The sequence below is a fragment of the Streptomyces sp. NPDC002032 genome, from assembly GCF_042890765.1.
GTDB lineage: Bacteria > Actinomycetota > Actinomycetes > Streptomycetales > Streptomycetaceae > Streptomyces.
The window spans coordinates 382,504-408,515 of sequence record NZ_JBIASM010000002.1 but is presented as its reverse complement, the minus strand read 5'-3'; the positions used below and the strand labels follow the sequence as shown (position 1 = coordinate 408,515).

General features: G+C 71.5%; 25 protein-coding genes and 1 riboswitch. Of the genes, 15 read left to right on the top strand and 10 right to left on the bottom strand.

All coding sequences use genetic code 11. The features are described 5' to 3' along the window. Positions 1–76: 76 nt before the first annotated feature. Together ACFYYT_RS06020 and ACFYYT_RS06015 are read right to left on the bottom strand one after the other, a co-directional pair. On the bottom strand, positions 77–1,132 hold the full coding sequence (locus ACFYYT_RS06020) for a family 2 encapsulin nanocompartment cargo protein polyprenyl transferase (protein ID WP_351819550.1): 1,056 nt from the start codon (positions 1,130–1,132) through the stop codon (positions 77–79). After that, the gene (locus ACFYYT_RS06015) at positions 1,132–2,538 is read right to left on the bottom strand and encodes a family 2B encapsulin nanocompartment shell protein (protein ID WP_351819553.1); all 1,407 of its coding nucleotides are present in this window, start codon (positions 2,536–2,538) and stop codon (positions 1,132–1,134) included. Before ACFYYT_RS06015 ends, ACFYYT_RS06020 begins: the two co-directional genes overlap by 1 nt. A gap of 226 nt (positions 2,539–2,764) precedes the next feature. On the opposite strand from ACFYYT_RS06015, the gene ACFYYT_RS06010 reads away from it, so the two are divergent. The 4 genes from ACFYYT_RS06010 to ACFYYT_RS05995 all read left to right on the top strand — a co-directional run bounded on the left by ACFYYT_RS06010 (position 2,765) and on the right by ACFYYT_RS05995 (position 6,283). After that, positions 2,765–3,244 carry an Rrf2 family transcriptional regulator gene (locus ACFYYT_RS06010; protein ID WP_351819556.1) on the top strand — a complete coding sequence of 160 codons (480 nt, stop codon included), beginning with the start codon at positions 2,765–2,767 and terminating at the stop codon, positions 3,242–3,244. Positions 3,245–3,369: 125 nt separating this feature from the next. Beyond that, the gene (locus ACFYYT_RS06005) at positions 3,370–4,566 is read left to right on the top strand and encodes a globin domain-containing protein (RefSeq protein ID WP_351819559.1); all 1,197 of its coding nucleotides are present in this window, start codon (positions 3,370–3,372) and stop codon (positions 4,564–4,566) included. A 134-nt stretch (positions 4,567–4,700) separates the two neighbouring features. After that, on the top strand, positions 4,701–5,291 hold the full coding sequence (locus ACFYYT_RS06000; RefSeq protein WP_351819562.1) for an N-acetylmuramoyl-L-alanine amidase: 591 nt from the start codon (positions 4,701–4,703) through the stop codon (positions 5,289–5,291). 83 nt (positions 5,292–5,374) lie between these two features. Continuing rightward, a complete protein-coding gene (locus tag ACFYYT_RS05995) occupies positions 5,375–6,283 on the top strand; it encodes a pyridoxal-phosphate dependent enzyme (protein WP_351819565.1) in 909 nt (302 codons plus the stop codon). Positions 6,284–6,299: 16 nt separating this feature from the next. Here the strand turns inward: ACFYYT_RS05995 and ACFYYT_RS05990 are convergent, their stop codons facing one another. Continuing rightward, complete coding sequence (locus tag ACFYYT_RS05990; RefSeq protein WP_351819568.1) at positions 6,300–7,880, bottom strand: Na+/H+ antiporter; 1,581 nt, start codon at positions 7,878–7,880, stop codon at positions 6,300–6,302. Between the two features lie 44 nt (positions 7,881–7,924). On the opposite strand from ACFYYT_RS05990, the gene ACFYYT_RS05985 reads away from it, so the two are divergent. The 3 genes from ACFYYT_RS05985 (at position 7,925) to ACFYYT_RS05975 (ending at position 9,819) form a co-directional block, all read left to right on the top strand. Beyond that, on the top strand, positions 7,925–8,185 hold the full coding sequence (locus ACFYYT_RS05985) for a UBP-type zinc finger domain-containing protein (protein ID WP_351819571.1): 261 nt from the start codon (positions 7,925–7,927) through the stop codon (positions 8,183–8,185). 216 nt (positions 8,186–8,401) lie between these two features. Continuing rightward, complete coding sequence (locus ACFYYT_RS05980; protein WP_033218654.1) at positions 8,402–8,815, top strand: anti-sigma regulatory factor; 414 nt, start codon at positions 8,402–8,404, stop codon at positions 8,813–8,815. Between the two features lie 17 nt (positions 8,816–8,832). After that, entirely contained in the window at positions 8,833–9,819 is a 987-nt protein-coding gene (locus ACFYYT_RS05975) for an RNA polymerase sigma factor SigF (protein ID WP_351819575.1), read from the top strand. Positions 9,820–9,853: 34 nt separating this feature from the next. Here ACFYYT_RS05975 and ACFYYT_RS05970 read toward each other — a convergent pair whose 3' ends face one another. After that, complete coding sequence (locus ACFYYT_RS05970; RefSeq protein ID WP_385322043.1) at positions 9,854–10,315, bottom strand: hypothetical protein; 462 nt, start codon at positions 10,313–10,315, stop codon at positions 9,854–9,856. Positions 10,316–10,399: 84 nt separating this feature from the next. Between ACFYYT_RS05970 and ACFYYT_RS05965 the strand changes: the two genes are divergently transcribed. Beyond that, complete coding sequence (locus tag ACFYYT_RS05965; RefSeq protein ID WP_351819578.1) at positions 10,400–11,365, top strand: diacylglycerol kinase family protein; 966 nt, start codon at positions 10,400–10,402, stop codon at positions 11,363–11,365. A 320-nt stretch (positions 11,366–11,685) separates the two neighbouring features. Further along, on the top strand, positions 11,686–11,943 hold the full coding sequence (locus ACFYYT_RS05960; protein ID WP_004937597.1) for a WhiB family transcriptional regulator: 258 nt from the start codon (positions 11,686–11,688) through the stop codon (positions 11,941–11,943). Between the two features lie 149 nt (positions 11,944–12,092). Here ACFYYT_RS05960 and ACFYYT_RS05955 read toward each other — a convergent pair whose 3' ends face one another. Further along, positions 12,093–13,562, bottom strand: a complete 1,470-nt coding sequence (locus ACFYYT_RS05955; protein WP_351819580.1) for a PAS domain-containing sensor histidine kinase — start codon at positions 13,560–13,562, stop codon at positions 12,093–12,095. Positions 13,563–14,051: 489 nt separating this feature from the next. After that, complete coding sequence (locus ACFYYT_RS05950) at positions 14,052–14,645, bottom strand: TetR/AcrR family transcriptional regulator (protein WP_351819583.1); 594 nt, start codon at positions 14,643–14,645, stop codon at positions 14,052–14,054. Between the two features lie 85 nt (positions 14,646–14,730). On the opposite strand from ACFYYT_RS05950, the gene ACFYYT_RS05945 reads away from it, so the two are divergent. Together ACFYYT_RS05945 and nagB are read left to right on the top strand one after the other, a co-directional pair. Continuing rightward, a complete protein-coding gene (locus ACFYYT_RS05945) occupies positions 14,731–15,498 on the top strand; it encodes an SDR family oxidoreductase (RefSeq protein WP_351819586.1) in 768 nt (255 codons plus the stop codon). Positions 15,499–15,683: 185 nt separating this feature from the next. Continuing rightward, positions 15,684–16,469, top strand: a complete 786-nt coding sequence (gene nagB, locus ACFYYT_RS05940) for a glucosamine-6-phosphate deaminase (protein WP_351819588.1) — start codon at positions 15,684–15,686, stop codon at positions 16,467–16,469. Between the two features lie 140 nt (positions 16,470–16,609). Here nagB and ACFYYT_RS05935 read toward each other — a convergent pair whose 3' ends face one another. From ACFYYT_RS05935 to ACFYYT_RS05920, 4 genes are all read right to left on the bottom strand, one after another. Next, positions 16,610–18,103: a glycoside hydrolase family 3 protein gene (locus tag ACFYYT_RS05935; RefSeq protein WP_351819591.1), complete on the bottom strand. Its 1,494-nt coding sequence runs from the start codon at positions 18,101–18,103 to the stop codon at positions 16,610–16,612. A 6-nt stretch (positions 18,104–18,109) separates the two neighbouring features. After that, positions 18,110–18,946: a carbohydrate ABC transporter permease gene (locus tag ACFYYT_RS05930; protein ID WP_351819635.1), complete on the bottom strand. Its 837-nt coding sequence runs from the start codon at positions 18,944–18,946 to the stop codon at positions 18,110–18,112. Between the two features lie 59 nt (positions 18,947–19,005). Next, entirely contained in the window at positions 19,006–20,019 is a 1,014-nt protein-coding gene (locus ACFYYT_RS05925) for a sugar ABC transporter permease (RefSeq protein WP_351819593.1), read from the bottom strand. Positions 20,020–20,187: 168 nt separating this feature from the next. Next, positions 20,188–21,477 carry an extracellular solute-binding protein gene (locus tag ACFYYT_RS05920; protein ID WP_351819596.1) on the bottom strand — a complete coding sequence of 430 codons (1,290 nt, stop codon included), beginning with the start codon at positions 21,475–21,477 and terminating at the stop codon, positions 20,188–20,190. Between the two features lie 293 nt (positions 21,478–21,770). Here ACFYYT_RS05920 and ACFYYT_RS05915 point away from each other — a divergent pair, with 293 nt between their 5' ends. The 4 genes from ACFYYT_RS05915 to ACFYYT_RS05900 all read left to right on the top strand — a co-directional run bounded on the left by ACFYYT_RS05915 (position 21,771) and on the right by ACFYYT_RS05900 (position 25,730). Next, complete coding sequence (locus ACFYYT_RS05915; protein ID WP_351819638.1) at positions 21,771–22,535, top strand: GntR family transcriptional regulator; 765 nt, start codon at positions 21,771–21,773, stop codon at positions 22,533–22,535. 130 nt (positions 22,536–22,665) lie between these two features. After that, complete coding sequence (locus tag ACFYYT_RS05910; RefSeq protein ID WP_351819599.1) at positions 22,666–24,942, top strand: carbon starvation CstA family protein; 2,277 nt, start codon at positions 22,666–22,668, stop codon at positions 24,940–24,942. Next, on the top strand, positions 24,939–25,136 hold the full coding sequence (locus ACFYYT_RS05905; RefSeq protein ID WP_351819602.1) for a YbdD/YjiX family protein: 198 nt from the start codon (positions 24,939–24,941) through the stop codon (positions 25,134–25,136). The genes ACFYYT_RS05910 and ACFYYT_RS05905 overlap by 4 nt, the downstream gene beginning before the upstream one ends. 99 nt (positions 25,137–25,235) lie before the next feature. Then, positions 25,236–25,730, top strand: coding sequence for a GNAT family N-acetyltransferase (locus ACFYYT_RS05900; RefSeq protein WP_351819605.1), 495 nt, complete (start codon positions 25,236–25,238; stop codon positions 25,728–25,730). A 57-nt stretch (positions 25,731–25,787) separates the two neighbouring features. Continuing rightward, a riboswitch (cobalamin riboswitch) is annotated at positions 25,788–25,918 on the top strand. The last annotated feature ends 94 nt before the right edge of the window (positions 25,919–26,012 follow it).

The following is a 26,012-nucleotide window of genomic DNA, read 5'->3' as shown; positions in this document are numbered from 1 at the left end:
GGGGCACCCGTGCGGAAAGGCCCGTTCCGGCACCTCTCGGCACCGGAACGGGCCTGACCCCTCCGCTTCCCCGGCCTCACTTCGTGCGGCGCGTCACGAACTCCGCCAGCGCCAGCAGACCGCCCGCCGCCGCCAGGTCCGGGACGGCCCGCGACAGCTCCTGCACCGCCCGCCCCATCCGGTCGGCGGCATGGGCCTGCGCCCAGTCGCGACCGCCCGCCCGCTCCACCGCACGGGCCGCCACGCGTACGTCGTCCCCCTCCATCGGGCCCGCGTACAGGGCGGCGAGCTCCTCCCCGGCCCCGGTGCCCGAGGTGAGGGCGGCCACGACCGGGAGGGACTTCTTGCGGGCGATCAGATCGGCCCCGGCGGGCTTGCCGGTGTGGCCCGGATCGCCCCAGATGCCGATCAGGTCGTCGATCAGCTGGAACGCCAGCCCGGCCTCGCGGCCGAAGGCGTCCATCGCGTCGACCTCCTCCGGCCCGGCCCCCGCGTACAGCGCGCCCAGGGCGCAGGCGCAGCCCAGCAGGGCCCCGGTCTTGGCGGTCGCCATGGTCAGGCACTCGTCCAGCGAGACGTCCGGGCGCCGTTCGAAGGCGCAGTCCGCCTGCTGGCCGGCGCACAGCTCGATCACGCAGGCCGTGAGCCGGGCCGAGGCCGCCGCGGCGGCCGGATGCGGCTCCTCGGCGAACAGGCGCAGCGCGAGCGCCATCATGGCGTCGCCGGTGATGATCGCGTCGGCCGTGCCGAAGACGGTCCAGGCAGTGGGCCGGCCGCGCCGGCGGGTGTCGTTGTCGATGACGTCGTCGTGCAGCAGCGTGAAGTTGTGCGCCAGCTCCACGGCCACCGCCGCCCGTACGGCGGCGCGCGCCTGCGGGTCGCCGGCCGGCGGGCCCCCGAGGGCCTGCGCGGAGGCGAGGACGAGCGCGGGCCGGATGGCCTTGCCCGCGCTGCCCGCCGCCGGGCGGCCGTCCTCGTCCTGCCAGCCGAAGTGGTACATCGCCACCCGTCGCATGGATCCGGGCAGGCTCTCGACGGTCCGGCGCAGCTCCGGATCGACCGTCCGCCTGGTGCGCTCCAGCAGGGCCGCCGCCTCCTGCCCCTCCCCCGCGGCGAGGGCGTTGGCGGTCATCAGCGCCAGCGGCCGATCTCGACGTTCTCCAGGACGCCGAGCGCGTCCGGGACCAGCACCGCGGCGGAGAAGTAGGCGGTGACCAGGTAGGAGATGATCGCCTGCTCGCTGATGCCCATGAAGCGCACCGACAGGCTCGGCTCGATCTCGTCCGGGATGCCGGGCTGGTGCAGGCCGATCACGCCCTGCTCGTCCTCGCCCGTACGCATGCACAGGATGGAGGTCGTACGGGCGTCGCTGACCGGGATCTTGTTGGACGGGAAGATCGGCACCCCGCGCCAGGCCGGCACCCGGTGGCCGCCGACGTCCACGGACTCGGGGTAGATGCCGCGCTTGTTGCACTCGCGGCCGAAGGCGGCGATGGCCTTGGGGTGCGCGAGGAACAGCTTGGAGCCGCGCCGCATCGCGAGGAGCGCGTCGAAGTCGTCCGGGGTGGGCGCGCCGTCGTGGGGCTGGATGCGCTGGTCGTAGTCGGCGTTGTGGAGCAGGCCGAAGTCGCGGTTGTTGAGCATCTCGTGCTCCTGGCGCTCGCGCAGCGCCTCGACCGTGAGCCGCAACTGCTGCTCGGTCTGGTTCATCGGCTGGTTGTACAGGTCGGCGACGCGGGTGTGCACGCGCAGGACCGTTTGTGCAATGGAGAGTTCGTACTCGCGAGGCCGGGCCTCGTAGTCGACGAACGTGCCGGGCAGGACGGCTTCGCCCTGGTGGCCGGCGGAGAGGTCGATCGCGGCCTCGCCGTACTTGTTGGTGCGCTGGGCGGGCATGGACCGCACCTCGTCGAGGTGCGCGCGCAGCGAGTCGACGCGGTCGGCGAGGAGCTGGAAGTCCTGCCGGGTCAGGACGAGCGCGGTGCCTGCGGTGGCGGCGCGGGCGGTGTACTCCCAGATCGCCTCCGCGTCGGTGAGGGCGCCCTCGCCGAAGAAGGCGCCGTCGGCGACGGTGCGCAGGACGGCGTCCTCGCCGTAGGGGCCGGGGCCGATCTGGTCGATGCGGCCGTGGGCGAGCAGGAAGACCTGGTCGGCGGGGCTGCCGAAGGAGGTGAGTTCCTGGCCGGCCTCGAAGTCGATCTGGCGGCAGCGGGCGGCGAGCTCGGTGAGGGCGTCCTCGTCGGCGTAGTCGCGCAGGACCGGCAGCTCGCCGAGCTCGGCGGGGATGACCTGGACCTGGGTGCCGGTCTTGATGAATTCGACGATGCCGTTGCCCACCGAGTAGCTCAGCCGGCGGTTGACGCGGTAGGTGCCGCCCTGCACCGAGACCCACGGGAGCATCTTCAGCAGCCACCGCGAGGTGATCTCCTGCATCTGCGGCGCGGACTTGGTCGTGGTTGCCAAGTTCCGCGCGGCCGAAGTGCCGAGACTGCGTTGCGGTGTCTGGGCTTCGGATTCGGAACCTGCCTGGACCGACATGTCTTTCCCTTTCGATCACTCCATGAGTCTGCGGAACGGAACACTTCCAGCACGCAACGTGGTGGGACCATTACACAAAAGGGTGGGACTACTCCGTGTGGGTCTGGGCAACCTAGGGAGTTCAACAGCCGCGCGGCACCCTCCCCGCACCCCGCCGGTTCCAGCCACGGCGCGCACACCCGGTCCATAAGTTGTATCTGTGATGCAAGTTTTCTAGGCTGCCGGCATGCGGCTGACCCGATTCACGGACCTGGCGCTGCGCGTCCTGATGCGCCTGGCCGTCGAGGACACGGAGCTCCCCACCACCCGGGAGGTGGCGGCGACCATGGAGGTCCCGTACACCCACACGGCCAAGGTGGTCGCCCGCCTGCAGCATCTCGGGCTGGTCGAGGCGCGGCGGGGCCGGGGCGGCGGGCTCGCCCTGACCGCCGCGGGCCGGGCCGCTCCGGTCGGCGGGCTGGTGCGCGAGCTGGAGGGCGCCGGTGACGTCGTGGACTGCGACGGCGCCGCGCCGTGCCCGCTGCGCGGGGCCTGCGTCCTGCGCGGCGCGCTGCGCCGGGCCCAGGAGGCGTTCTTCGCGGCGCTGGACCCGCTCACGGTGAACGAGCTGGTGGCGGCCCCGACGGGGCCGTTGCTGCTGGGCATTTCGGGCGGATCCGCAGGCCGGGCCGAAAGTCCCGGACTCCCGGGCCGGATGGCCGATTAGTTGCGCCGCTCCCCCCGCCTAGGCTGACGAGGGGAAGCCTTCCGAACGAACGTACGCACCACGGCACGCCCATGCCCCCGGATAAAAATACGCATCTCAGATGCCAATTAAACGAGGAGTTCCGCATGCTGTCCGAGAAGTCGGCCGCGACCGTACGCGCCACCCTGCCCGCCGTCGGGGCGGCCATCGGCGACATCGCGGAGCTCTTCTACACGAAGCTCTTCGCCGCCCACCCGGCCCTGATCCGGGACCTGTTCAACCGGGGCAACCAGAACACCGGACTCCAGAAGCAGGCCCTCGCCGGCTCGGTCGCGGCCTTCGCCACCCACCTCGTGGCCCACCCGGACACCCGCCCCGACGTCATGCTGAGCCGCATCGCGCACAAGCACGCCTCCCTCGGCGTCACCCGCGAGCAGTACCCGGTCGTCCACCGCCACCTCTTCGAGGCCATCGCCGAGGTGCTCGGCGACGCCGTCACCCCCGAGGTCGCCGAGGCCTGGGACGAGGTCTACTGGCTGATGGCGAACGCCCTCGTCACCCTGGAGGAACGCCTCTACGCCGAGCAGCGGGTCACCGCCGGCGACGTCTGGCGGGAGTGGACCGTGGCCGCCCGCGTCGAGGAGACGGCGGACTGCACCACCTTCCACCTCGTCCCCGCCGACGGGGCGCCCGCGCCCTCCTTCAAGCCCGGCCAGTACGTCTCCGTCCAGGTCGAACTCCCCGACGGCGCCCGCCAGATCCGCCAGTACAGCCTCTCCAGCGCCCCCGGCTCCCCGGTCCGCTCGATCACCGTCAAGCGGGTGCACGGCCCGGCCGCCGGCGGCCCCCACGGAGAGGTCTCCCACCACCTGCACGCCACCGTCCGCACCGGCGACACCCTGCGCGTCTCGGCCCCGTACGGCGACCTCGTGCTGCGGGACCTGGCCGCGCCGGTGCTGCTGGCCTCGGCCGGGATCGGCTGCACCCCCATGCTGTCGATGCTCGAACACCTCGCCGCCACCGGGCACGCCGCCCCGGTCACCGTCCTGCACGCCGACCGCAGCCCCGCCGACCACGCGCTGCGCTCGGACCACCGGGCGCTGACCCACAAGCTCCCCGACGCCTCGGCCCGCTTCTGGTACGAGGCCGGCGCCGGGCCGGGCGACGCCACCGGCCTGCTCGACCTGGAGTCCGTCCCCCTCGCCCCCGGCACCCAGGCCTACCTGTGCGGCCCGCTCCCCTTCATGCGGGCGGTGCGCGCGCAGCTGATCGCCAGGGGGGTCCCGGCCTCGGACATCCACTACGAGGTCTTCGGACCGGACCTCTGGCTCGCCTCGGCCTGAACCGCGCCCGCTGGCCGGATCCGCTCGCACACCGTACGAAGGCCCTAGCGGCGGAACGGCTGCCTCCATTACACCGGTACGTAACGAGCCGAACACACAGGGTGTCCGGTACGCACCGCACGAAGGAGGCGGCCATGTCCGCACCCATGTCCGCTGACCGGTTCCTCGCCGCCTTGCGCGCCGAAGGCCTCACCGTCGTCGAGGTCGGCAACTGGCGCACGCACAACCGCAACCACAAGGGCCCCTGGGGACCGGTGAACGGAGTGATGATCCACCACACCGTCACCCAGGGCACCGACTACAGCGTGCAGCTCTGCCGCGACGGGGACTCCGAGCTGCCCGGCCCGCTCTGCCACGGCGTCATCACCAAGGACGGCCACGTCCACCTCGTCGGGTACGGCCGCGCCAACCACGCCGGAGCCGGAGACTCCGACGTCCTGGCGGCCGTGATCGCCGAACGGCGCCTCCCCCCGGACCACCACGCCGACACCGACGGCAACCGCCACTTCTACGGCTTCGAGTGCGTGAACCTCGGCGACGGCGAGGACCCCTGGCCGGCCGTCCAGCTCGACGCCATCGCCCGCGCGGCCGCCGCCGTCTGCCGGGTCCACGACTGGGGCTCGCGCTCGGTCATCGGCCACCTCGAATGGCAGCCCGGGAAGATCGACCCGAAGGGCTTCACGATGGACTCCATGCGGGCCCGCGTGGCCGAACGCCTCAAGTAACCGAAGCCCGGGCCCCGGCCGCGACGGCGGGGACGGGAGCCACGGCAGCGGCGGGAGCGACGGGAGCGCCCCACAATGGACGGGTGGACCGTCCCGTGAACCTCGACCAGCTCCTGCGCCCGCGCCCGCCCTCCCCGTTGCGGGAGGTCCGCGACGAGCGGTTCGAGCGGTACGGCGTGCGGCTGCTCCTGAAGCGGGACGACCTCGTGCACCCGGAGCTGCCCGGCAACAAGTGGCGCAAGCTCGCGCCCAACCTCCGGGCCGCCCTGGCGGCCGGCCAGGACCGGCTGGTCACCTTCGGCGGCGCCTACTCCAACCACCTGCGGGCCACCGCCGCGGCCGGCCGGCTGCTCGGCCTCGGCACGGTCGGCATCGTCCGCGGGGACGAGCTGGCCGGGCGGCCCCTCAACGACTCCCTCGCCCGCTGTGCGGCCGACGGCATGCGGCTGCACTTCGCGACCCGCGCCGACTACCGCCGCAAGGCCGAGCCCGCGACCCTGGCCCGCCTGCTGGAGTCCGCCGGGGCGGCCGGCGCCCACCTGATCCCCGAGGGCGGCAGCAACGCCCTGGCCCTGGAGGGCTGCGCGGAACTCGGCCGCGAGCTGCGCGGCACCTGCGACGTGGCGGCGGTGGCCTGCGGTACGGGCGGCACCCTGGCCGGTCTCGCGGCCGGCCTGGCCCCCGCCCAGCGGGCGCTGGGCGTACCGGTCCTGGCCGGGGGCTTCCTCGGCGCGGAGATACGTTCCCTCCAGGCGGCGGCCTTCGGCGGCCCGGCCGGCGACTGGAGCCTGGCCGAGGGCTTCGACCACGGCGGCTACGCCCGCGTCCCGGCGGCCCTGGACGCCTTCGCCGCCGACTTCGCCGCCCGCCACGGCCTCCCGGTGGAACGCGTCTACGTGGCGAAGCTCCTCTGGGCCCTCACCGCCCTGGCCGAAGCCGGCGCCTTCCCCCGCGGCACCGCCCTCGCGGCGGTCGTCACGGGCCGGCCGTAGGCGTCGCCGGGCGGCGCTACGTCTCCTCCCGGTAGGCGGCCGCCTCCTCCAGGTCCAGCCTGCGCAGCAGCCCCCGCAGCATCTCGTCGTCGATCCGGCGCCGGTCGCGCAGGGACACGAACACCTCCCGCTCGGCCTCGATCATCTCCCGCGCGAGCCGCCGGTAGACGTCGTCCGCCGACTCCCCCGTCAGCGGGTTGACCTCCCCCAGCCGCTCCCACACCGCGTTGCGCCGCCGCTCCAGGACCGTCCGCAGCCGGTCCACCAGCGGCGGCGGCAACGAGCTGTTCGCCGGGGACTCCAACAGCTCCGTCAGCCGCTCCTCCGCCGCCCGCGAGGCCTCGCTCTGCGCCTGCGCCTCCGCCAGGGTCTCCGCCTGCTGGTCCTTCACCGGCAGCTTCAGCGCCCGGATCAGCGGCGGCAGGGTGAGCCCCTGCACGACCAGGGTCCCGATGACCGTCGTGAAGGTGAGGAAGAGGATGAGGTTGCGGTGCGGCACGCTCATCGGCACCGAGAAGGCGATCGCCAGCGAGACCACCCCGCGCATCCCGGCCCACCCCACGATCACCGGCGCCTTCCAGTCGGTGTCCGGCTCCCGCTGCCGGATCCGCTCCGAGAACCAGCGCGGTACGAAGGTCGCCGGGAACACCCACAGGTAGCGGGACACGACCACCGCGAGGAACACCACCAGCGCGTACCCGGCCGCGGCGAGGACCTCGTACTCGCCCAGCCCCTTGAGGACCACCGGCAGCTGGAGCCCGATCAGCGCGAAGACCACCGACTCCAGCACGAAGGAGACCACCTTCCACACCGCCTCCTCCTGGAGCCGCGTCGCGAAGTCCACCTGCCAGTTGCGGTGCCCCAGGTACAGCGCGACCACCACCACCGCCAGCACCCCCGACGCGTGCACCCGTTCGGCCGCCGCGTACGCCACGAAGGGGATCAGCAGCGACAGGGTGTTCTGGAGCAGCGGCTCCTTCAGGCGCTTGCGCAGCTGGTGGATCGGCACCATCAGCAGCAGACCCACGCCGACCCCGCCCACCGAGGCCAGCAGGAACTCCGCGATCCCGCCCGCCCAGCCGACGCCGGTCCCCACCGCGGCGGCCAGGGCCACCTTGTAGGCGGTGATGGCCGTGGCGTCGTTCACCAGGGACTCGCCCTGCAGGATCGTCGTGATCCGGTTCGGCAGCCCGAGCTTGCGGGCGATCGCCGTCGCCGCGACCGCGTCCGGCGGGGCGATCACTGCGCCCAGTACCAGGGCCACCGGCGGCGTCAGCCCCGGCACCACCATGTAGGCCACCCACCCGACGGCCAGCGTCGCGAAGAGCACGTACCCCACCGACAGCATCGCGATCGGCCGCGCGTTGGCCCGCAGGTCCAGGTACGAGCTGTCCACCGCGGCCGTGTGCAGCAGCGGCGGCAGCAGCAGCGGCAGCACGATGTGCGGGTCGAGCGTGTACGAGGGCAGCCCCGGCACGTACGCCGCGATCAGTCCGACGGCGACCAGCAGCAGCGGCGCGGGCACCGGCGTCCGCCGCGCCAGCCCCGCCACGGCGGCGCTCCCCGCCACCAGCGCCACCAGCGGCAATACCTCCATGCCGATCCCATCCCCACTCATCGCCCGGCCGTACGCTGGCCATCATGAGCGAGTGCACCCACGTTGCCGAACTGCCGCGCCCCGAGCCTGTCCCGCATGCTCCGACCTGCCCGGAATGTGAGGCGCTGGGAAGTCATCCCGTGCAGTTGCGGATGTGCCTCCAGTGCGGGTACGTGGCCTGCTGCGACTCCTCCCCGTACCGGCACGCCACCGCGCACCACGAGGCAACCGGCCATCCGGTGATGCGGAGCTTCGAACAGGGCGAGAGCTGGCGGTGGTGTTTTGTCCACGGTTCGATCGTCTGAAGCGGGGTAGGTCAACCCTCCGCCGGTTCCCCCGAATTGGGCCCGCACACCCCTAGCCACTGTGCGTACCCGAGGGCTTACCATCAGTCACCCGACAGAGGCCGAGCCCGGCCGGGGCGCTCCCAAAACGGGCGCCACGAGGGGTGCCGCGACACGATCGCCCGGATCGCGATAGCGTCACCGGCGAACAGAGCTCGTACCACCTTGGAGGTGAGGGTGTCCCAGATCGCAGGCGAGCCCGGGACCCAGGACTTCGTGGAAGTCCGGCTGCCCGCTGCGGGTGCCTACCTGTCGGTGCTGCGAACGGCCACGGCCGGCCTCGCGGCACGTTTGGACTTCACCCTCGACGAGATCGAGGACCTCCGCATCGCGGTGGACGAGGCCTGCGCGATCCTGCTCCAGCAGGCCGTGCCCGGCTCCGTCCTCAGCTGCGTCTTCCGGCTGATCGACGATTCGCTGGAAGTGACCGTGTCGGCACCGACCACCGACGGGCGCGCCCCGGAGCGCGACACGTTCGCGTGGACGGTCCTGTCGGCGCTGGCCGGCAAGGTCGAGGCGACGGTCGAGGAGAACAAGACAGTGAGCATCAGCCTCTACAAACAGCGCGGCGCGGGGCCAGGCCCGGCGTGAGCGGCGGGGAGATCCCGGTGCGGGGCGGGGATCGGCCCCGGGTACGGCACGAGGTCGACGGGGGCATCCCGGAACAGCAGCACGCCCGGCCGCACCCGGCTGACGCGGATGCGGAAGACGGCTTTTTGGACTCGGCGGAGCGACGGGCGGGCCCTGTGAGCGAGAACCAGCACGAGGAAGCACAACCAGCGCAGCCACCGGCCGCGGCTGCCACGGCCCCGGCCCCGGCTCCGGCCGCGCTGCCGGATCCGCGGGACCGCAGCGGCGCACGGGCCCTGTTCTTCGAGCTGCGCGAGCTGCCCGAGGGTTCGCCGCAGCGGGCGGAGCTGCGCAACCGGCTGGTCCGGATGCACCTGCCGCTGGTCGAGCACCTGGCGCGGCGGTTCCGCAACCGGGGCGAGCCGCTGGACGACCTGACGCAGGTCGCCACCATCGGCCTGATCAAGTCGGTGGACCGGTTCGACCCGGACCGCGGGGTCGAGTTCTCGACGTACGCCACGCCCACCGTGGTCGGCGAGATCAAGCGGCACTTCCGTGACAAGGGCTGGGCGGTACGGGTGCCCCGGCGCCTCCAGGAGCTGCGGCTCTCGCTGACCACGGCCACGGCGGAGCTGTCGCAGCAACACGGCCGCTCGCCCACGGTGCACGAGCTGGCGGAGCGGCTCGGGATCTCCGAGGAGGAGGTGCTGGAGGGGCTGGAATCGGCCAATGCCTACAGCACGCTCTCCCTGGACGTCCCGGACACCGACGACGAGTCGCCGGCCGTCGCGGACACGCTGGGCTCGGAGGACGAAGCGCTGGAGGGCGTCGAGTACCGCGAGTCCCTCAAGCCGCTGCTGGAGGGGCTCCCGCCGCGCGAGAAGCGCATCCTCCTGCTCCGCTTCTTCGGCAACATGACCCAGTCGCAGATCGCGCAGGAGGTCGGCATCTCGCAGATGCACGTCTCGCGCCTGCTGGCCCGCACCCTGGCCCAGCTCCGCGACAAGCTCCTCGTGGAGGAATAGCGGAAGAGCGGATTGGCGGCACAGGAGTAGCGGACTATCGGGCCTGGTCCGCGGGCCCGATGCCGAGCGCCTCGGTCGCCGTCGGGTTCACCAGGAGCGCGGCGACGGCCACCGCGGCCAGGGCCAGGGCGGCGGCGGCGATCCGTACGGCGCCGCCGGTGTTCCACAGCGTCCAGGCCACCGGCAGCGCCATCAGCTGGGTGATCAGTGCCGGGCCGCGGCTCCAGCGGCGGCCCCGGCGCAGTCCGCGCGCCGCGACCAGCGGGAGCACGGCGAGCCCGAGCAGGGTGAGGCCCCCGGTCTCGGCCTGCTGCGGGGAGTCGGGGTGGCCGGCGATGCCGACGAACAGCATGTAGACGCCGAGCCCGGCCAGGGCCAGGCCCTCCAGGGCGGTGAGCACCGCGGCGGCGGTCAGCCGTCCGGGCAGCGGCGCTGCGGACGCGGCGCCCGCGGTCGGGTCGGCGGCGGGGGTGCGGGGGGTCGGCTCTTTGCTCACCCCAGCAGCGTAGTCGGGTGCCGCGGGGCGCCGGCGGTACGGTCGATAGCGATCGCATATGACGGGGTGGGTACTCTGGCGCTCATGCGTGCACTTCTCGTGGCCAACCCAGCAGCGACGACGACCAGTGCGCGCACGCGCGACGTCCTGACCCACGCGCTGGCCAGCGAGATGAAGCTGGAGGCGGTCACCACCGAGTACCGGGGGCACGCCCGCGACCTGGGCCGCAAGGCCGCGCACGACGGGGTGGACCTCGTGGTGGCGCTGGGCGGCGACGGCACCGTGAACGAGGTCGTCAACGGTCTGCTGCACGAGGGGCCCGATCCGGAGCGGCTGCCGCGGCTCGCGGTGGTGCCGGGCGGCTCGACGAACGTGTTCGCGCGCGCCCTCGGACTGCCGAACGATTCGGTGGAGGCGACCGGCGCCCTGCTCGACGCGCTGCGCGAGCAGCGCGAGCGGACGGTGGGCCTGGGTCTGGCCGCGGGGACACCGGGCACCGAGGACGAGTCGGTACCGGCGCGCTGGTTCACCTTCTGCGCGGGTTTCGGCTTCGACGCGGGCGTGGTGGGGCGGGTCGAGCAGCAGCGCGAACGCGGCAAGCGTTCGACGCACGCACTGTACGTACGACAGCTGATGCGGCAGTTCTGGGAGGAGCCGAACCGCCGGCGCGGGACGATCACCCTGGAACAGCCCGGCGCGGATCCGGTGACGGATCTGGTGCTGTCGATAGTCTGCAACACCTCGCCGTGGACGTACCTCGGCAATCGTCCGCTTTACGCCTCTCCGGACGCGTCGTTCGATACCGCGCTTGACGTATTGGCGCTCGACCGTTTGTCAACTCCGGCGGTCGCCCGGTACGCCACGCAGCTCCTGACCTCGACTCCTGAGCGCGGTCCGCACGGCAAGCACGCGGTGTCTCTGCACGATCTGACCGACTTCACCTTGCATTCGAAGGTTCCCCTCCCCTTCCAGATGGACGGGGACCACCTGGGACTGCGCACCAGCGTTCGGTTCACAGGCGTACGCCGTGCACTGCGTGTGATTGTGTGAGTGGAAGGCCCCAAAGTCCTTTCACTCGAACGTTTACACGCCGGTCCACCCCTAGGAACTAGGGCTGTGACCTAGTCGACACCGACGAATCCAAAAAAACTTTCCGGAAGGGGTTGTATCCCCGTCCGAGGTTTGCGAATCTCTACATGGCGATCGGGACAGCCCGCAGAACCCGGCACCCATACAGACCGCCAGAACCCCTCCACGAATCTTCGGACCCCACCAGGCAACTGGAGGTCGGCCCTTCCCTCACGGGGGGATTCGTGAAAGCGTTCACATTCACAAGCAACCTGCCCGCAATACAAGGAGATGGAGCAGCCATGGACTGGCGTCACAACGCCGTTTGCCGCGAGGAAGACCCCGAGCTCTTCTTCCCCATCGGCAACACCGGTCCTGCGCTGCTGCAGATCGAGGAAGCCAAGGCCGTCTGCCGCCGCTGCCCCGTCATGGAGCAGTGCCTGCAGTGGGCGCTCGAGTCCGGTCAGGACTCCGGCGTCTGGGGCGGTCTCAGCGAGGACGAGCGCCGCGCGATGAAGCGCCGCGCCGCTCGCAATCGGGCGCGCAACGCCACCGCCTGACATCGACTTTCGAGCCTCGAGCCGCAGCGCGTAGTAACCGTATAAGCGCTCAGCAACGTGCTCTTGAGCCCCGGACCGAGAACCTTCGGTCCGGGGCTCAGTGCTGTGCCCGTCACGTGGAGTGACGGAGGCGGGGTGGCTCGCGCCGGCTACTTCTGTGGGCTCGCCGGTATGTCGAGGACGACCCGGGTGCCGCGCGGCTCGGCCCGGACCATGTCGAAGGTGCCGCCGAGCTCCCCCTCCACGAGGGTCCGTACGATCTGCAGCCCGAGGTTGCCCGCCCGCTGGGGGTCGAAGCCCTCGGGCAGGCCGCAGCCGTCGTCGAGCACCGTGATCAGCAGCCGGGCATCGGCGCGGCCGGTGCCGGAGCGGGTCGCGGACACCTCGACGGTGCCGCCCTCCCCCTGTGTGAAGGCGTGCTCCAGGGCGTTCTGCAGGACCTCGGTCAGCACCATCGACAGCGGAGTGGCGACCTCCGCGTCCAGGATCCCGAAGCGGCCGGTGCGCCGGCAGCTCACCTTGCCGGGCGAGATCTCGGCGACCATCGCGATCACGCGGTCGGCGATCTCGTCGAACTCCACGCGCTCGTCGAGGTTCTGAGACAGGGTCTCGTGCACGATCGCGATCGAACCGACGCGGCGCACCGCCTCGTTCAGCGCCTCGCGGCCGGTCTCCGAATCCATCCGCCGGGCCTGGAGCCGCAAGAGGGCCGCCACGGTCTGGAGGTTGTTCTTCACCCGGTGGTGGATCTCCCGGATGGTCGCGTCCTTGGTGATGAGTTCACGTTCGCGACGGCGCAGTTCGGTCACGTCGCGGCACAGGACGAGGGAACCGATCCGGGTCCCCTTGGGCTTGAGCGGGATGGCCCGCAGCTGGATGACCCCGCCGTTGCCCTCGACTTCGGTCTCCCGGGGGGCCCAGCCGCTCGCCAGCTTCACGATCGCCTCGTCCACCGGGCCCCGGGTGGGGGCCAGTTCGGAGGTGGTGGTGCCCAGGTGCTGGCCGACCAGGTCCGAGGCGAGGCCGAGACGGTGGTAGGCGGAGAGCGCGTTGGGGGACGCGTACGTCACCACGCCGTCGGCGTCGAGCCGCATCAGGCCGTCTCCGGCGCGCGGGGAGGCGTCCATGTCGACCTGCTGGCCGGGGAAGGGGAAGGAGCCCGCGGCGATCATCTGGGCGAGGTCGGAGGCGGACTGGAGGTAGGTCAGCTCCAGCCGGCTCGGTGTACGCACGGTGAGCAGGTTGGTGTTGCGGGCGATGACGCCGAGCACCCGGCCCTCGCGGCGCACGGGGATCGACTCGACGCGCACCGGGACCTCCTCCCGCCACTCAGGGTCACCCTCGCGCACGATGCGGCCCTCGTCGAGGGCGGCGTCGAGCAGCGGGCGGCGGCCGCGGGGCACCAGGTGGCCGACCATGTCGTCCTGGTACGAGGTGGGGCCGGTGTTCGGCCGCATCTGCGCGACCGAGACGTACCTGGTGCCGTCGAGGGTGGGCACCCAGAGCACGAGGTCGGCGAAGGAGAGGTCGGAGAGCAGCTGCCACTCCGAGACCAGCAGGTGGAGCCACTCCAGGTCGGTTTCACTGAGAGCGGTGTGCTGGCGTACGAGGTCGTTCATGGAGGGCACCTGGCGAGCGTACCCCGGGTACGGGGATGACTTTTCCCACGGCCAATACCCAGGAGTACCCAGGAGGGGCCCTGTCCGCGTACTGTTGGAGGAAGTGACGGGATTGCGGACCGCGTCATTGGATGGACAGAACAGATTGGTCTAGTCCACAATTGCATCAGGCTTCCGCCCTCCCCGCACAGGAGGACGGATAGAGGTAACCGCGCGCTCTGCCCTGACCGCGCAGGCACCTCCCAACCGGCCGTCGGGAACCGCACACCCGTCGGCCGTAAGTACTCCGGGCTACGGTGCCGGGCGGGCTGAGGGTCCCGTCCAGCACCGTGGCCCAGAGGAAATGATCTGTCGCGGAACGTGTGCGGCGCGGGTCGAATTCCCTGATCGAATTCCCCGCCCGCCGCAGTGAATGCCCGCTGGAATTCCGTACCGGCCGGCTACCGCCCGACCACCGCCCGGGCCGCTGACCGGCCGCTGCCGCCCGGACTACGCGGGCCAGCCGCGCATCGCCAGCGCCGCCACCGCTTCCAGCTCCTCCCTGCCCGCCCCGTCGCGCGACTGCTGCGACATCCCCTGGAGCACGGCCCCGGCATAGCGGGCCAGCGCGCGGGCGTCGGTGTCCGCGGGCAGCTCCCCGGTGGCGATGCCGGCCCGGATGCGGCGCTCGAAGACCTCCAGATTGGCGGTGCGCCGCTCGCGCAGGGCGTCGGCCACCTCCCGCGAGGTGGTGTTGACCGCCGCGCTGATCACCATGCAGCCCGGCGGGTGGGCGGGGTCGGTGTAGATCTCGGCGGCCTCGTGCAGGATGCGGGCGATGGCCGCGCGGGCGGTGGGCTCCTCGGACAGCGCGACGCTCACGAAGTCCGCGTAGCGGCCCCCGTAGACGACCACGACCTCGTCGAAGAGCTTGCGCTTGTCACCGAAGGCGGCGTAGAGGCTGGGCGCGCCGATGCCCAGGGTCCGGGTCAGGTCGGCGATGGACGTCGCCTCGTAGCCGTGCTCCCAGAAGGTGAGCATCGCCTTCTCCAGGGCGGCTTCCCGGTCGAAGGAACGGGGCCTGCCACGCTGTCCGGTCACCATGGACCCGATTCTATAGCGGTCGTTAGGGAATCTGCTACGGTCCCTTCTGTAACGACCACTAGCGAATGCTGAAGGGGGGCGCGTCATGGGCGTGCTCAAGGGGAAGACGGCACTGGTCACGGGCGGCAGCAGGGGGATCGGCCGGGCGGTGGCGGAGCGGCTGGCGCGGGACGGGGCGCTGGTCGCGGTGCACTACGGGCACAACGAGGCGGCCGCGCGGGAGGCGGTGGAGGCGATCGGGGCGGCCGGGGGCCGGGCCTTCGCCCTCCGGGCGGAGCTGGGGGTGCCGGGGGACGCGCGGGCGCTCTGGGCGGCGTACGAGGCCCATCCGCTGGCCACGGAGCGGGTGGACGTGCTCGTGAACAACGCGGGGGCGGCGGCCTTCGCGGGCATCGAGGAGACGGACGAGGAGACCTTCCAGCGGATCCAGGCACTCAACGCGCAGGCCCCGTTCTTCGTGATCAAGCACGGGCTGGAGCGGCTGCGCGACGGCGGGCGGATCGTCAACGTGACCGGGACCCCCGCCCTCGCCCTGCCGGCCATCCTGGCCACGATCATGGCCAAGGGTGCGGTGAACGCGCTGACGGTGTCCCTGGCGGCCGCCCTCGCCCCGCGCGGCATCACCGTCAACTCGGTGGGCCCCGGGATCACCGAGACCGACCTGAACGCGGCCTGGCTCGCCGACCCGGCGGCCCGCGCGCACGCGGCCTCGCGGTCCGTCTTCGGCCGGGTCGGCACGGCCGCCGAGGTCGCCGACGTGGTGGCGTTCCTGGCCTCGCCGGACTCCCGCTGGGTGACGGGTCAGCACCTGGACGCCACCGGCGGCCTCCAGCTGGCCCTCCAGCCCGCCTAGACGGCCCCGGGCCGCCGCTCCCGGCCGGGCGGGCGAGCAGCGGCGAACGGGACCACCATGGAGGGGGAAGCGGACGGGCGGGCGGCCGGACGGATGCGGGCGAGGGCCCGCCACGGGCGGGCGGGCTCTGCTAGATTGGTCTATACCACAAGTGTCCCCACCTCTCTCAGATCGGCAGGCCCCGCGTGGAAGTTGTCATCGTCCCGGACGCCAAGGCAGGCGGCGAGCTCATCGCGGAGGCCATGGCCGCCCTGGTCCGCCGCAAGCCCGACGCCCTGCTGGGCGTGGCGACCGGCTCGACCCCGCTGCCCATCTACGAAGCCCTCGCCGCCAAGGTCGCGGCCGGCGAGGTCGACGCCTCCAACGCGCGGATCTGCCAGCTCGACGAGTACGTCGGCCTGCCGGCCGGGCACCCCGAGTCCTACCGCGCCGTCGTGCTGCGCGAGGTCGTCGAGCCGCTCGGGCTGACGGAGGCCTCCTTCATGGGCCCCGACGGCTCCGCCGCCGACGTCCAGGCCGCCTGCGTGGCCTACGACCAGGCGCTCGCCGCCGCCGGCGGGGTGGACCTCCAGCTGCTGGGCATCGGCACGGACGGCCACATCGGCTTCAACGAGCCCTGCTCGTCGCTGGCCTCCCGCACCCGGATCAAGACGCTGACGGAGCAGACCCGCGTCGACAACGCGCGCTTCTTCGAGGACGACATAGACCAGGTGCCGCACCACGTCATCACCCAGGGCATCGGCACCATCCTGGACGCCCGCCACCTGGTCCTGCTGGCCACCGGCGAGGGCAAGGCCGAGGCCGTCGCGCAGACCGTCGAGGGCCCGCTGTCCGCGCTGGTCCCCGCGTCCGCGCTCCAGCTGCACCGGCACGCCACGGTCGTCGTGGACGAGGCGGCCGCCTCGAAGCTGAAGCTGGCCGACTACTTCCGCCACACCTTCGCCAACAAGCCGGCCTGGCAGGGCCTGTAGGCGCGAGGCGCGTTCCGTACGCCGGCGCACCGGCGTACGGAAAGGGCCGGGCCCCCCTCCTCGGGGGCCCGGCCCTTTCCGCGTGGCCGTACCGGACGGACGGCGCCGGGCCACCCCCGTGACGGGTGCCCGGCGCCGGCCTAGCCCCCGGTCCCGCCCGCGATGACCTCGGCGGCGGCCTGCCCGCAGACGCGGGAGGCACCGTGGGTGGCGACGTACAGGGCTCCGCGCGGCTCGGCCCGCGGGACGCCCATCTCGACGACCACGGTGGCGGGCCGGGCCGCCACGAGCGCGTCCAGGACCTCGGTCATCCAGGGGTGGCGGTGGGCGTCGCGGACCACGGCGACGACCGTACGCTCCCCCGCGTCGGCCAGCACCTCGCCCGCGCCGGAGCCCTCGGGGTACACGCCCGACTCGGTGCCCGGGACCAGGGCGGCGAGCTCCGCGGCCACCCCCCACGGGGTCTCGTCGCCCACCGCGATGTTCGCGACGGGGGCGAGCGTGGCCACGTACGGGGCGGACACGGGGGCCGCCGTGCCCGAGACGGACAGGGCGCGGCGGGCCGCCGTCAGGCCGATGCCGGACGCGCGGCTCCCCTCCGGTCGCGCGTCCGGCCGGATCCGGGGGCGGGCCCACGCGGCGAGGGCACGCACCCGGGCGGCGGCGTCGGCGAGCCGTTCCTCCGGGAGCGTGCCCTCGCGTACGGCGGCCACGAGGGCGTCCCGCAGGCCGAGGACGGTCCCCTCGTCGGCCAGTCCCCCGCCGACGCAGATCGCGTCGGCGCCGGCCGCGATGGCCAGCACCGAGCCGCGCTCGATGCCGTACGTCCCGGCGATGGCGTTCATCTCCATGCCGTCGGTGACGATGAGGCCCTCGTAGCCGAGCTCCTTGCGCAGCAGGCCGGTCAGGATCTGCGGGCTGAGCGTGGCCGGGCGGGTCGGGTCCAGGGCGGGCACCAGGATGTGCGCGCTCATGACGGCCTTGCTGCCGGCCTCGATGGCCGCCTTGAAGGGGACCAGTTCGCGGATCTGGAGGGTGTCCAGGTCCACGTCGATGCGGGGCAGCGCGTGGTGGGAGTCGACGTTGGTGTCGCCGTGGCCCGGGAAGTGCTTGGTGCAGGCGGCGACGCCGGCGGCCTGGAGGCCCTCGACGTACGCGGCGGTGTGCCGGGCGGCGAGCGCGGTGTCGGCGCCGAAGGAACGGACGCCGATGACCGGGTTGTCGGGGTTGGAGTTGACGTCCGCGGACGGCGCCCAGTTGAGGTTGACCCCGCACTCGGCGAGTCGGCGGCCCAGCTCGCGGGCCACCTCGCGGGTCAGCACGGTGTCGTCGACGGCGCCGAGGGCCAGGTTGCCGGGGAAGGACGAACCGTCCCTGACCTCCAGGCGGGTGACGTCGCCGCCCTCTTCGTCGATGGCGACGAGGACGTCGTCCCGCTCGGCGCGCAGCTGCGCGGTCAGCGCGGCGAGCTGGCCGGCGGTGACGATGTTGCGGCCGAACAGGCCGACGGAGGCGAGGCCTTCGCCGACGAGGCGCAGCACCCAGGCGGGGGCGGTGGTGCCCTCGAAGCCCGGCTGGAGGACGGCGAGTGCGTCCCGGGTCAGGGTGTCGGTGTGGTGCGCAAGGACAGTCATGGGCCGTTATCCCTTCACGGCGCCGGCGGTCATGCCGCCGACGGCCTTGCGCTGGAGGAAGATGAAGATCAGCAGGACCGGTACGGCGAACAGCGAGGACGCGGCCATGGTGGCGCCCCAGTCGTTGCCGAAGGCGGTCTTGAACTGGGTCAGCCACAGCGGGAGGGTCTGCGCGGTCTTGTCCTTGTTCAGGATCAGGACCATCGCGAACTCGTTCCAGGCGGTGATGAACCCGAAGAGCGAGGTGGACATCAGTCCGGGGGCCAGCAGCGGGAAGATCACCTTGCGGAAGGCCTGGCCGCGGGTGCAGCCGTCGATCTGGGCGGCCTCCTCCAGCGTCACCGGGACGGCGGCGATGAAGCCGCGCAGGGTCCAGATGGTGAAGGGCAGGACCATCACGAAGTAGATCGCGGTGAGCAGCGGGAGGCTGTTCAGCATCTCGCTGTCGCGGGCGATCATGTACATCGCGATGACCATGACCTCCCAGGGAGCCATCTGCGCCATCATCACGGCGAGGACCATGCCCTTGCGGCCCCGGAACCTCATGCGGGCGATGGCGAAGCTCGCGGCGAGGGCGACGAGCAGGGCCAGCAGGACCGCGCCGACGGTGACGACGAGGCTGTTGGTGACGTACGTCCAGAAGTTGTCGACGCCGGTGGCCTTCTGGAAGTTGTCCATCGTCGGGGTGAAGACGAAGACCGGGTCCTTGGTGAGGATCTCGCTCGACGGCTTCAGGGCCGAGGCGAACATCCAGTAGACCGGGAAGAGGAAGAGGAGCGCCAGCACGAGGGCGCCGAGGTTCTTGGCGACGGTGCCGGGCCGCAGCGGTTGGCGGGTGCGCAGCCGCTGCGCGGGCCGCTCGGACGGGGCGGACTGGGCCGGCTTCGGGGCGGTGGTGGTGCTCACTGCTCCTCCTCCTGCTTCAGGATCAGGCGGAAGTAGAAGGACATGATGACGATCAGGATCAGGATCGTCAGGACGGAGATCGCGGCGGCGAGGCCGTAGTGCGACTGGCTCTGGCCCTCGACGTAGGCGAAGACCGGGAGGATCTCGGACGCGCGGTCGGGGCCGCCCTTGTTCATCGCGTAGACCTGGGTGAAGGCCTTGAACACCCAGATCACCTCCAGGAAGGTGGTGATCAGGAAGAAGGGCTTGAGCTGCGGGAAGACGACCCTCCAGAAGGTCTGCCAGCCGTTGGCGCCGTCCATGCGGGCGGCCTCGTACAGTTCGGCGCCGACGGTGGTCAGCGCGGCGTACATGTTGAGGGCGACGAAGGGGATGGAGCCCCAGACCACCAGGACGGTGACGATCGTCAGGGTGGACAGGCCGGTCTCGAACCAGTTGTGCTGCTCGTAGCCGGAGAAGCCGGCGGTGCGCATCACCCAGTTCATCACGCCGAACTGCTCGTCGAACAGCCAGTAGAAGACCTGGACCGAGGCGACGATCGGCATGGCCCAGGCCATCACCAGTGCCATCGACAGGACCAGGCGCATCTTCTTGCCGAGCTTGTTGAGCAGGACGCCGATGAGGCTGCCGATCGCCATGATCAGGACGACGTTGGCGAGGGTGAAGCCGAAGCTGCGCAGGACGACGGTCCAGAAGTTCGAGTCGCCGAGCAGCTGGGTGTAGTTGTCGAAGCCCGCCGAGGGGTACTTGCGCTGGATGAACTCGATCTTGTTGATGTCCTGGAAGGACAGGATCACGTTCTTGATCAGCGGGTACACGAGCAGGACCAGCATGCTGAGCGCCGCCGGCGCGATCAGCAGGTAGGGCAGCCACCCCGTGGGGAGCGGCTTTCTGCCCCCGCGAGGAGACGGATGACGGGGGCCGGGGGCAGGCGCGTCGGGCCGTCCGGCGGACTTCTGTGGTGCGTCCTTCGGAACGGTCGGCGCCGCTCCCTGGGAGTGCACGGTCATGTCTGGGCTTCCTCGCGGTTGACTGTGGAGTCAAATGCGCGACCGGGGGCGCGGCGGGCGCTGCGGGGCGCCTGCCGCACCCCCCGGTGCGATCACACTGCTGGGTGCTGCGGGTGCTGCGGGTGACGCGGTGCTGGGTGCCGCGTCACCTGATGCTGCGGGGTGGGACTACTTGTTGATGCGGTTCGCGATTTCCTTGTCCGCGTCCGCGCCCGCCTTGGCGGCGTCCTCGCCCTTCAGGACCTTGGTCATGAACTCCTTGATGGGGTTCGGCTCGGTCTCGACGTTCGCCCAGCCGGCCGTGACCGGGGTGATCTTGCCGGAGACGGAGGCCTTGGCCATGGCCTCGGCGAAGGAGCCCGGGGCGGCGGCGAAGTTCGCGGCTGCCTGGTTCGGGAGCAGGGCGCCCTCGGTGGCGGCGGCGTACTTGGTCATCTGCTCCTTGCCGGAGGCGAGGGCGAGCCACTCCTTGGCGAGCTCCTTGTTCTTGGAGCGCTCGGCCACGGCGAGGTTCGAGCCGCCGAGGAAGACGGAGCCCGGCTTGTCGGCGGTCTTGCCCGGGATCGGGAAGTAGCCGAAGTCGCCTTCCTTGCCCGCGTCCTTCAGGGCCTTCAGCGCGCCCTGGGCCTCCCAGCCGAGACCGATCCAGGACGAGACGCCGCCCTTGGGAACGATGTCGGTGGACTGCTGCGGGGTGGCCTCGTCCTTGTCCTTGGGGGCGGTGGAGTAGGACTGGAGCTTCTTGTAGAAGTCCATCGCGGAGGCGGCCTGGGCGGTGCCCAGCTGCCCCTTCCACTTGCCGCCGTCCTTGACGGCGAGGTCGCCACCCTCGTCCCAGACGAAGCCGGCGAGGATGTACCAGCTCTGGCCGGGGAGGTAGATCGGCTGCGAGGCCGGGTCCGAGGCCTTCAGCTTCTCCAGGCCGGCCACCCACTCGTCGCGGGTCTTCGGCGCCGTGATGCCGGCCTTCTCGTAGGCCTTCTTGTCGTAGATGACGACGCGGTTGGCGGCGTACCACGGAGCGGCGTAGAGCTTGCCGTCGACCTCGGCGGAGGACAGCATGCCCTTCGACCAGGCGTCGGCGCCGAGCTTGGACTTGTCGCCGGAGAGGTCGGCGAGGCCGCCGGTGACCGCGTAGCCGACGGTCTGGGTGTTGCCGAGCTCCAGGACGTCCGGCGGGGTGTTCTCGGAGAGGGCGGTGGTGACCTTCTCCTGGATGCCGGTCCACTTCTGCTCTTCGACCTTGACCGTCACACCGGGGTGCTTGGCCGAGAACTCCTTGTTGACCTCGTCGATCCAGGCCTTCGGAGCGGAACCGTCCATCACCCAGACGGTGATCTCCTTGGCCGCGCCACCCGACGCGTCGGCCTTCGCCTTGTCGTCGCCGCCGTTGCCGCATGCCGCGACTCCGACCATCATGCCCACGACACCGACCGCCGCAATGAGCTTGCGCTTCACGCCACCCTCCTCAGGGATGCTGCCTGCAACTTCCCTCGCCCGCCGCGGTGACGTACGTACCAAGTACTGCCCGTGGGGCCGGGATCCGATCCATATTGGTTTAGACCAGTACCCGGAGCTTGGCCTAGACCTTTAGGGGTGTCAAGGGTCTAATGAGCGGGTGCTCGGTCCGTTATCGGACCGACACCTGGGGGAGGAAGGAGGCCTGTCCTCCCACCCGTGTCACGATGTGACCGCACATATCGGAGGAGCCGGTGACGGCAGCGAAACTGGAGTCGGGAAGGCGGGCGGCGATGGCCACCGAAGGGGCGAGCGCGGAGCCGGAAGGCGGGGCGGCCACTCGCACGGCACGCGTGCCCAAGTACTACCGGCTCAAGCGGCACTTGCTCGACATGACCGAAACGCTCCCCCCGGGCACCCCGGTGCCGCCGGAGCGCACCCTCGCCGCCGAATTCGACACCTCCCGGACCACGGTCCGGCAAGCCCTCCAGGAACTCGTCGTCGAGGGCCGCCTGGAGCGTATCCAGGGCAAGGGGACCTTCGTCGCGAAACCGAAGGTCTCGCAGCCCCTGCAACTCTCCTCGTACACGGAGGACATGCGGGCACAGGGCCTGGAGCCGACCTCCCAGCTCCTGGACATCGGCTACGTCACCGCCGACGACACCCTCGCCGGGCTCCTCAAGATCGCCACCGGCGGACGGGTCCTGCGCATCGAGCGGCTGCGGCTGGCCAGCGGCGAGCCCATGGCCATCGAGACCACGCACCTGTCGGCCAAGCGCTTCCCCGCGCTGCGCCGTTCGCTCGTCAAGTACACCTCGCTCTACACAGCCCTCGCCGAGGTGTACGACGTCCGCCTCGCGGAGGCCGAGGAGACCATCGAGACCTCGCTGGCCACCCCGCGCGAGGCCGGACTGCTCGGCACCGACGTCGGCCTGCCCATGCTGATGCTCTCGCGGCACTCGCTGGACGCCGACGGCGAACCGGTCGAATGGGTGCGTTCGGTGTACCGCGGCGACCGTTACAAATTCGTGGCCCGTCTCCAGAGGCCCGCCTTGTAGAAGACGGTTGACTCATGTTCGACCCACGGTGGACGCTCGTACCGCTATGCGGACGGGGGCTTACGTCCACCGGTCGGGCCCCCGTAGATTCCCTGCGCTTACGCAGATGATCAACGAGGGGACGAGGATCATGCCGGAACCGGAAGCAACAGGGACAGATCGGGCGCCAACCTCCGGGAACGCGGCGGGTCCAGGCGTCCGGCCTGGCTCGCCGTCCCCGTCGGGCGCCCCGCCGGACTCCCCGGCCAGCGGGCTCACCCCGCGCTCCATCGCCGTCTGGGTCGGCGTGGCCCTCGTCGGGGCCCTCGGCTGGGGCGTGCTGGCGCTGTCCCGCGGCGAGGAGATCTCGGCCGCCTGGCTGCTCGCCGCCGCACTGGGCTCGTACGCCATCGGGTACCGCTTCTACGCGCGCTTCATCTCGGACCGCGTCCTGAAGCTGGACAAGACCCGGGCCACCCCCGCCGAACGCCTCGACAACGGTGTCGACTTCCACCCCACCGACCGGCGCGTGCTCTTCGGCCACCACTTCGCCGCCGTCGCCGGCGCCGGCCCGCTCGTCGGCCCGGTGCTCGCCGCGCAGATGGGATACCTGCCGGGCACCATCTGGATCGTCGCGGGCGTGATCTTCGCCGGCGCCGTCCAGGACATGGTGACGCTCTTCTTCTCCACCCGCCGCGACGGCCGTTCGCTCGGCCAGATGGCCCGCGACGAGATCGGCCCGGTCGGCGGAGCGGCCGCCCTGCTGGCCGTCTTCGTCATCATGATCATCCTGCTGGCCGTGCTCGCCCTCGTCATCGTGGGCGCGCTGGCGCACTCGCCGTGGGGCGTCTTCTCCATCGGCATGACCATCCCGATCGCCCTCTTCATGGGCGTCTACCTGCGCGTCCTGCGACCGGGCCGGGTCACCGAGGTCTCCGTCATCGGCGTCGCCCTGCTGCTCCTCGCGATCGTGGCGGGCGGCTGGGTCGCCGAGTCCTCCTGGGCGGAGTTCTTCACCCTGGAGAAGGAGACGCTGGTCATCTGGATGGTCGCGTACGGGTTCATCGCCTCGGTGCTGCCGGTGTGGCTGCTGCTCGCCCCGCGCGACTACCTCTCCACCTTCATGAAGGTGGGCACCATCGGCCTGATGGCGGTCGGCGTGGTCATCGCGATGCCGACGCTGCGGATGCCCTCGGTCACCGACTTCGCCGCGCGCGGCGACGGCCCGGTCTTCGCCGGCTCGATGTTCCCCTTCGTCTTCATCACCATCGCGTGCGGGGCGCTGTCGGGCTTCCACGCGCTGGTCGCCTCCGGCACCACCCCGAAGATGATCCAGAAGGAGACCCAGGTCCGGGTCATCGGCTACGGCGCGATGCTCACCGAGTCGTTCGTCGCCATCATGGCCGTGATCGCCGCGTGCATCATCGAGCCCGGCCTCTTCTTCGCGGTCAACTCCCCCGCCGGCGTCATCGGCACCACCGTGCAGACCGCCTCCGAGGCCGTCACCCACTTGGGCTTCGCCATCAGCCCCGAAGCCCTCGCCCAAGCCGCGAAGGACGTCGAGGAGACCAGCCTGCTGTCCCGTACGGGTGGTGCGCCGACCTTCGCACTCGGAATGTCGGACATCTTCTCCTCCGTGATCGGCGGGTCCGGGATGAAGGCGTTCTGGTACCACTTCGCCATCATGTTCGAGGCGCTCTTCATCCTGACCACGGTCGACGCGGGCACCCGCGTCGGGCGCTTCATGCTCCAGGACACCCTGGGCAACGTGCACAAGTCCTTCAAGGACGTCAGCTGGAAGCCGGGCGTCTGGGCCGCGAGCGCGATCGTGGTCGGCGGCTGGGGCTACTTCCTGTGGGTCGGCGTCAAGGACCCGCTGGGCGGCATCAACCAGCTCTTCCCGCTGTTCGGCATCGCGAACCAGCTGCTCGCCGCCGTGGCCCTCGCCGTCTGCACCACGCTGCTGGTGAAGTCGGGCCGGCTCAAGTGGGCCTGGATCACGGCGGTCCCGCTCGCGTGGGACGTGGCCGTCACCCTCACCGCCAGCTACCAGAAGGTCTTCTCCGATGACGTGAAGGTCGGCTTCTTCGCGCAGCGCGACAAGTACCAGGGCGGCATCGACGCCGGGAAGGTGCTGCCACCCGCCAAGAGCATGGACGACATGCACACCGTGGTCACCAACGCCACGGTCGACGGCGTCCTGTCGGTGCTGTTCGCCGTGCTGATCCTCATCGTGCTGGCGGACGCGGCCCGGACCTGCCTGCGGGCCGTCGCCGACCCGGGCTCGGTCAGGCTCTCCGAGGTGCCGTGGTCCGAGTCGAGGATCGTCGCCCCGGCCGGACTGCTCGCCACCCCCGAGGAGAAGGCCGAGCTCGCCGCGGCCGGTCTCGACGGCGGCGGCGGCCGGGTCGTGGAGCCAGTCCGGTGAGCCGCGTCCGCGGGGCGCTGGCGAAGGCGCGTTACTACGTACGGGAGTTCTCGGGCGAGGCCGCGTACGACCGCTACGTCGCCCACGCCCGCTCCCACGACCCGGACGCCGAGGTGCTGACCCGGCGGGCCTTCGAACGGGCCCGTACGGACTCCCGGGAGGCGGACCCCCGCGAGGGCTTCCGCTGCTGCTGAGCACACCGTCCCGCGCGCGGCGAAGGGCCGCCCCGCCCTCCCCCTCCGGGAGGCGGGGCGGCCCTTCGCGCGGAACGACGGGGGTGCACACTCGGGGCCATGGACATCGAGATCCGGGCGGCCCTGCCCGCCGAATACGAAGAGCTGGGCGAGATCACCGCACGCGCGTACGTGGGCGACGGACTCCTCGCCTCCGACGCGGCCTTCTACGCCGGCGTCCTGCGCGACGTGGCCCGGCGGGCCGCCGACGGCGAGGTGCTGGTGGCCGTCGCCGAGGACACCCTGCTGGGCGGTGTGACCTTCGCCCCACCCGGCAGCCCGCTCGCCGACATCGCCGGGCCCGCCGAGGCCGAGTTCCGGATGCTGGCCGTAGCCCGCGAGGCCCGCGGACGCGGCGCCGGCGAGGCCCTGGTGCGGGCCTGCCTGGCCCGCGCCCGCGAGCTGGAGGGGGTCACGCACCTGGTGCTCTCCACCCAGCGGGACATGAGGGCGGCCCAGCGGATCTACGCGCGGCTCGGCTTCATCCGTACGCCGGAACGCGACTGGGCCCCCGTCCCGGGACTGACGCTGCTCACGTACCGAGTGGAGCTGTGACACCACGCTGAGCAAGGCCCGACACAACATGTGGGGGCTACCGCAGCGGGCCGCCCCCACATGTATGCTCATGCCTGCTGTCGCCGCAGGGGAATCCGGTGCGAATCCGGAACTGTCCCGCAACGGTATGAAGTGCACCCATTCGTGCTTCGCAAGTCCGAGGACCTGCCGACAGCGCACCCGGCTCGACCGAACCGGGTGCCGACCACGTCCGGGCCTCGCGGTTGGGCCGGTGGACGCCATGCGGTGGGGTACGCGTACCCGCCATGCCCGCATGCGCCC